We start from the raw sequence: 5,075 nt of genomic DNA on the forward strand, positions 1-5,075 counted from the left end.
AACGACATCAGCCACGGTGACCTGGTCCGCGACAACCCCGACCAGACCATGACCATCGACCCCTGCCACCTGCAGCTCCTCTACCAGGGCAAGTCCCCCACCGCGAGCGGCCCCTACGACCAACTGCCGTGGCGGCCGGGTCTCCTCACCCTCCAGCGCTGACCTGCCTGCCGCCGTGCCGCGCTGCGCGGCGAAGGGGAAGCGGTCAAGACGGAAAATCTGTGGATCTCCGCGGCAACCTTTCGGCCTGCCCGGACCACTCAGTGGTGTCCGGGCAGGTGGTCCGGTCAGATCCCACGGCGGAAAGAGAGCACAGAGTTGTCCTTCGGACGAAAGCACAGACATGCCCCCGGCCCACCCGCGTCATCGGTGACGTCCCGGCCCGGCGGCCGCCGGGCCGGCGGCCACGCCCGCGGTAGTCGCCCGATGCATCGCGCCCGTCGGCTGTTCACGCGCCGGGGTTTCTGGGCGGCCGTCGTCATGGCCGTCGTGGCCGGTTCCGCCGTTGTGGTCGGCACCGCCTCAGCGCAAACCGTGGATCTGAAGACCTGGTACGTGCTGGTCAACCGCAACAGCGGCAAGGTGCTGGACGACCGCGCCTACGCCACGAACGACGGCGCGGCGGTGGTGCAGTGGGCCCGCCACGGCGGAGCCAACCAGCAGTGGCGGTTCATCGCCGCGGGCGACGGGTACTACCGGCTGCAGAACCGGAACTCCGGCAAGGTGCTCGACGACCTCGGCTGGTCGAAGACCGCAGGCTCCGCCCTCGTGCAGTGGAGCGACCGGAACGGCGCCAACCAGCAGTTCAAACTGGCGGAGTCCTCGGACGGCTACATGCGGCTGATTAATCGCTTCAGTGGCATGGCCGTCGAGGTCCGCAACGCCGCCAAGGCCGACGGGGGCGACGTCGTCCAGTACGGCGACTGGGGCGGCGCCAATCAGCAGTGGCAGCTCGTCCCGGCCGGGAGCGTCGACAGCACCGGCACGCCCACCGCGCCGGGCGGCAGCGTTCCCACCAGCCAGGCTCCGAGCGGTACGCGCCCGTCGCCGGCGTCGTCTCCCGCACCCGGTGACGGCAGCCCGACGAAACGTTTCATGGGTAGCAGCACCGTGCTCATCGGCGGCTCGATGTCCGACGCCTCGGCGAGCGCCGCCCCGTTCGACGTGCGGTACGCCTATGTGCACAGCCAGCCCGCGCCGTCGTCGGACTACTACTCGGCATCGCGTTGCCAGGACGCGTGGTCGGGCTGGTGGGGCTGCTGGACCGGCAGCACCACAGCGCCGGGCACTTACGTGACCTATCGGGACGCCCAGGTGGCCCAGGCGACGTACAAGGGCAGCCCGCGCCCGCAGAAGATGCTCTGGACCTGGTACTCGCTGCGCGACCTCGGGGATGCTGCGGGCGAGGGCGACGGTCCGGGCGAGGTCAAGGCCATCAACAGGGCCGACCTGCTCACCCGGTACCTGAACGACTACCGTTTCTTCCTCCAGAAGATCGGCACCTCGCACGACATGATCGACCTTGAGCCCGACTTCTGGGGCTACGTCCGGTCGCTCGGCGATCCGCACCAGGTTCCCGCGCAGGTCACGGGCGCGAACCCGACGGATTGCGGATCGCAGGAGAACAGCGCCGCCGGACTCTCCCGCTGCCTGGTCGACATGGCGCGCAAGTACGCGCCGAACACCGCCGTCGGGATGCACCTTTCGTGCTTCGACTGGGAGTACAGCACCCAGAAATGCGTCAAGGACTACGCGCACCTCGGGGCACAGAACGCCGACTTCCTGGTCTCCGATGTGACGGACCGCGATGCGGGCTGGTACGCACAGCCGGCCCACGGCGGCCGTGACACCTTCTGGACCGACCAGAAGGCCGAAGCCCGTCTGGCGTTCTACAAGACGATGGCCGAGTCCGTGGGCAAGCCGGTGGTCCTGTGGCAGATCCCCGTGGGCAACATGGCGCAGAACAACACCCTCAACCACTACAAGGACGACAAGGTGGACTGGTTGTTCGGGCACATGGACCAGGTGGCGAACGCGCATATCGCCGGCCTGCTGTTCGGTGCGGGGCAGCAGGAACAGACATCGGTCGAGACCGACGGCGGAAACCTGATCGGCAAGACGATCGCCTATCGCAACAGGGGCGGTACGGCGCTCAGGTAGTCGGGCAGGCGACTTCGGCAAGCGAACCCCGGGCCGTCGGCCCGGGGTTTCGTTCAGCCGGAGCCGGAGCCGGAGCCGGAGCCGGAACGGTCCGCCGACTGGCCGGCGGCACGGCGGTACTCGGCGTTGATGCGCTGCGCTTCCTCGAGTTGGTCCTCAAGGATGACGATGCGGCACGCGGCCTCGATCGGAGTCCCCTTGTCGACGAGCTCGCGGGCGCGCGCGGCGATCCTCAGCTGGTAGCGGGAGTACCGGCGATGTCCTCCCTCCGAGCGGAGCGGAGTGATCAGACGAGCCTCACCGATGGCCCGGAGGAAGGCCGGGGTGGTGCCGAGCATCTCGGCTGCCCGGCCCATCGTGTACGCCGGGTAGTCGTCGTCGTCCAGACGATCATTCAGGGGGTTGTCCGATGTCATGTCACCTCGCTGTGCAACGCGTCGAGGGGCCCTGATGCCGTACGGCACCAGGGCCCCGAAGGAAATTCAACACCATCTGTTGAACCGGTACTGCTGTTGGCAGCTCCTCGACGCGCGAGCCGCCCAGTGCGGCTCTCAGCCCCGTCACCCTTCTGGGAACACTCTGGCTTCGAGGATCGAGAGCCGCACTGACCTGCGTACTTCGTGTTCAGCTACCCGCCAGTTCGTGTCTGGCGGGTCTCGTTCGACCGTGTCTACGACAAGAAGCGTACCCACGTCAGGGGCGAAAATCTACTCGTGCGAGAGGAGATTTCACTCTTCTGGTGGAGGAGGAAGCCCGCCGCGACCGGGCCTCACCGGTTGACGGAAGCCGCCTCCCGCCGGGCGCGCAACTGCTTCAGCCCCGCGGGCGGTTCCTGATACGGGTGGGCCGAATAAGCTCTGCTGTCATGTCGAATCCCGATGAGTTGCTCGTCGCCATCTCCGCCGCGGTGGAGTCCGAGCGAAGCAATCAGATGCCGCTGACCGTGGTCGTCGGCGGCGCCGTCATCACCGGCCGGCTGGCTCCGGAGGCCGTGTGGAGGGAGCGGGTGGCGGAGGTCCTGAAGGACTCGGACCGTCTCGGCCCGTTCTCGGAGGTCTTCGCGCGCGGTCCGCGAGGGAACCGGCCCGGTCGCGGCGAGGCGCCCACGCATCTGCACTTCCATCTCGCCCGGATCCTGCAGGGCAGCCTCGGTATCCCGGAGACGGGCGGCATGTACCGAGTCGCGATCAAGGACGTCAGCGCATGGAGCGTAGGGGATCTCATCCACATCGACCAGTGAGTCGCTGTCCCCGCCCCGTTGCCCGGCCGGCGCTCTCCGAGCGGACGGCGACACAACGCCGGGGGCCCTGCCGACGCGCGTCGGCAGGGCCCCACCGGGATCCTGAGGGCGGTCTCCCGCCCGTCCTCACACGGCCACGGGGCCGGTGCCGCCGAGCAGTGCGGACGCGGTGTCGAGGACAGTGGGTCCACCCTCGCCCACGGGCGCGCCCCCGGGGCGGTCGTGGCAGGTGAAGCCGAGACGCGTCATGGCCCGCACGACCTCGCCGGCTCGGGCCTGACGCCCTTCAGCGAGGCGAGCACCCCGGTCCTGGTCAGGTCGAACGGGTACCGGTGGCGATGACAGGGAATTTCCGCAGCAGAATGAGCGGCGCGGAGAATCGCGAGAACTGGCCGGAAAATGACAGGGGCGAATCACCCTGGGAATGAAGCGAGCTGGGGCCCGCACCCCAAGGTGCGGGCCCCAGCTGCGAAGTATGCGTCCGTGCCGGTGCGTCAGGCCGGAACGATGTTCTCGGCCGTCGGGCCCTTCTGGCCCTGCGCGATGTCGAACGACACCTTCTGGCCTTCCAGCAGCTCGCGGAAGCCCTGGGTGGCGATGTTCGAGTAGTGGGCGAAGACGTCGGGGCCGCCGCCGTCCTGCTCGATGAAGCCGAAGCCCTTTTCCGCGTTGAACCACTTCACAGTGCCAGTAGCCATGTTGTTTCTCCTTCGGAGGCGGTGTCAGGAATGCGCCCTGTGCGTATTCCGTGTCGCCGTGATGATCAGCCGTCGGAAAAACCTTCTGGCAACCACACCTGCAACTGAGTTCGACAGTAGCACGGTGCGATCGGCCTTGCGTGGTCGATAATTCCGCTCCGCCGGGCGGTCGGGGAATACTCGCCGTACCCCGCACCTATATCTCATTTCACGGGCACAGATATTGCTCTCCGCAGGCGCGGCTTTCCTGCCGTGCACTTCCGCCCGCAGCCCTGTGACCTCCCTCGACGGGACATGTGCCGCTGCCACCGTCGTCAGCGGACGGCACCGCCGCGAACCCGCCCGAGACTCCATACCGCAATAAAGGTCACATCCCCCGCGAAGAGCGTGATGGCCGGTGCCGACGGTGGTCAGGCCCGCGTCGGTCGGGTGGACCCCGGAGATTCCGGGGGCACGGGGAGCAGCGTGGGAGGGACGAGGCGAGTCCGATTCGTTTCTCGAACTCGCGCCCTCAGCTTGGGAAGCTCGGGTTTCTTGGCGGCAGTTGCTGCGCTGCACCAGGCACAACGGCGTGTGAACCAGTCGTCGTAGAGGTCGCGAGGCACGTCCCGCAGATCCAGGACCGCGTTCGTCGTCGATCCCCACGTCCTGGTCTCGGTGGTGAAGGACCCGCCGCTTCGAATTCGAAGTGCGGACGCACGCCTTGGCGTCCTTCTCAGGGCAGACAGAAGCACCTCCAGCGCGCCGGGGGCGCACCGAAGGTGCCTGAGTCGCTCACCTGCACTTATGTGCAGGTTGTGGGGACGGTGGGGTCAGGAAGGCTTGACCGCCGAGACCGGGGTGACGGTCACCTTGTTGTCGCACTCGGCCCACACCCCGTCCTTCAGGGCGACCTGGTGCTTCCCGGAGTGCGGCAGCCCGATGACCATCGTCGGATACGTCACCGGGTTCGTGCCCGACACGCAGTAGCCGTCGGC

Annotated in this window: 5 protein-coding genes and 2 pseudogenes; 3 read left to right on the plus strand and 4 right to left on the minus strand. The window is 67.8% G+C overall.

Annotation, left to right across the window (positions count from 1 at the left end; translation table 11 throughout):
* Positions 1-162 (plus strand): non-reducing end alpha-L-arabinofuranosidase family hydrolase (locus ABT171_RS41390; protein WP_351252097.1); only part of this gene is annotated, 162 nt, incomplete at its 5' end.
* Positions 163-426: 264 nt separating this feature from the next.
* A complete protein-coding gene (locus ABT171_RS41395) occupies positions 427-2,160 on the plus strand; it encodes an RICIN domain-containing protein (RefSeq protein WP_351252101.1) in 1,734 nt (577 codons plus the stop codon).
* 53 nt (positions 2,161-2,213) lie between these two features.
* On the opposite strand, the gene ABT171_RS41400 is transcribed toward ABT171_RS41395, so the two are convergent.
* The gene (locus tag ABT171_RS41400) at positions 2,214-2,576 is read right to left on the minus strand and encodes a MerR family transcriptional regulator (RefSeq protein WP_351252103.1); all 363 of its coding nucleotides are present in this window, start codon (positions 2,574-2,576) and stop codon (positions 2,214-2,216) included.
* 449 nt (positions 2,577-3,025) lie between these two features.
* Here ABT171_RS41400 and ABT171_RS41405 point away from each other — a divergent pair, with 449 nt between their 5' ends.
* The gene (locus ABT171_RS41405; RefSeq protein ID WP_351252105.1) at positions 3,026-3,400 is read left to right on the plus strand and encodes a GvpU-like protein; all 375 of its coding nucleotides are present in this window, start codon (positions 3,026-3,028) and stop codon (positions 3,398-3,400) included.
* A 126-nt stretch (positions 3,401-3,526) separates the two neighbouring features.
* Here ABT171_RS41405 and ABT171_RS41410 read toward each other — a convergent pair.
* The 3 genes and pseudogenes from ABT171_RS41410 to ABT171_RS41420 all read right to left on the minus strand — a co-directional run.
* Positions 3,527-3,750: pseudogene (locus ABT171_RS41410) on the minus strand (hypothetical protein).
* 144 nt (positions 3,751-3,894) lie between these two features.
* Complete coding sequence (locus ABT171_RS41415) at positions 3,895-4,098, minus strand: cold-shock protein (RefSeq protein WP_030648194.1); 204 nt, start codon at positions 4,096-4,098, stop codon at positions 3,895-3,897.
* 812 nt (positions 4,099-4,910) lie between these two features.
* Positions 4,911-5,075 (minus strand): annotated as a pseudogene (locus ABT171_RS41420) (DUF4232 domain-containing protein); the annotation flags it as partial.

Origin of the sequence: Streptomyces sp. NPDC001851, assembly GCF_040297165.1 — a bacterium.
In the GTDB taxonomy this organism is placed as follows: domain Bacteria; phylum Actinomycetota; class Actinomycetes; order Streptomycetales; family Streptomycetaceae; genus Streptomyces.

Bases quoted from the DNA above. Each gene is read 5' to 3' on its own strand.
- ABT171_RS41405 (WP_351252105.1), top strand. From the start codon at position 3,026: ATGTCGAATCCCGATGAGTTGCTCGTCGCCATCTCCGCCGCGGTGGAG.
- ABT171_RS41415 (WP_030648194.1), bottom strand. From the start codon at position 4,098: ATGGCTACTGGCACTGTGAAGTGGTTCAACGCGGAAAAGGGCTTCGGC.
- ABT171_RS41395 (WP_351252101.1), top strand. From the start codon at position 427: ATGCATCGCGCCCGTCGGCTGTTCACGCGCCGGGGTTTCTGGGCGGCC.
- ABT171_RS41400 (WP_351252103.1), bottom strand. From the start codon at position 2,576: ATGACATCGGACAACCCCCTGAATGATCGTCTGGACGACGACGACTAC.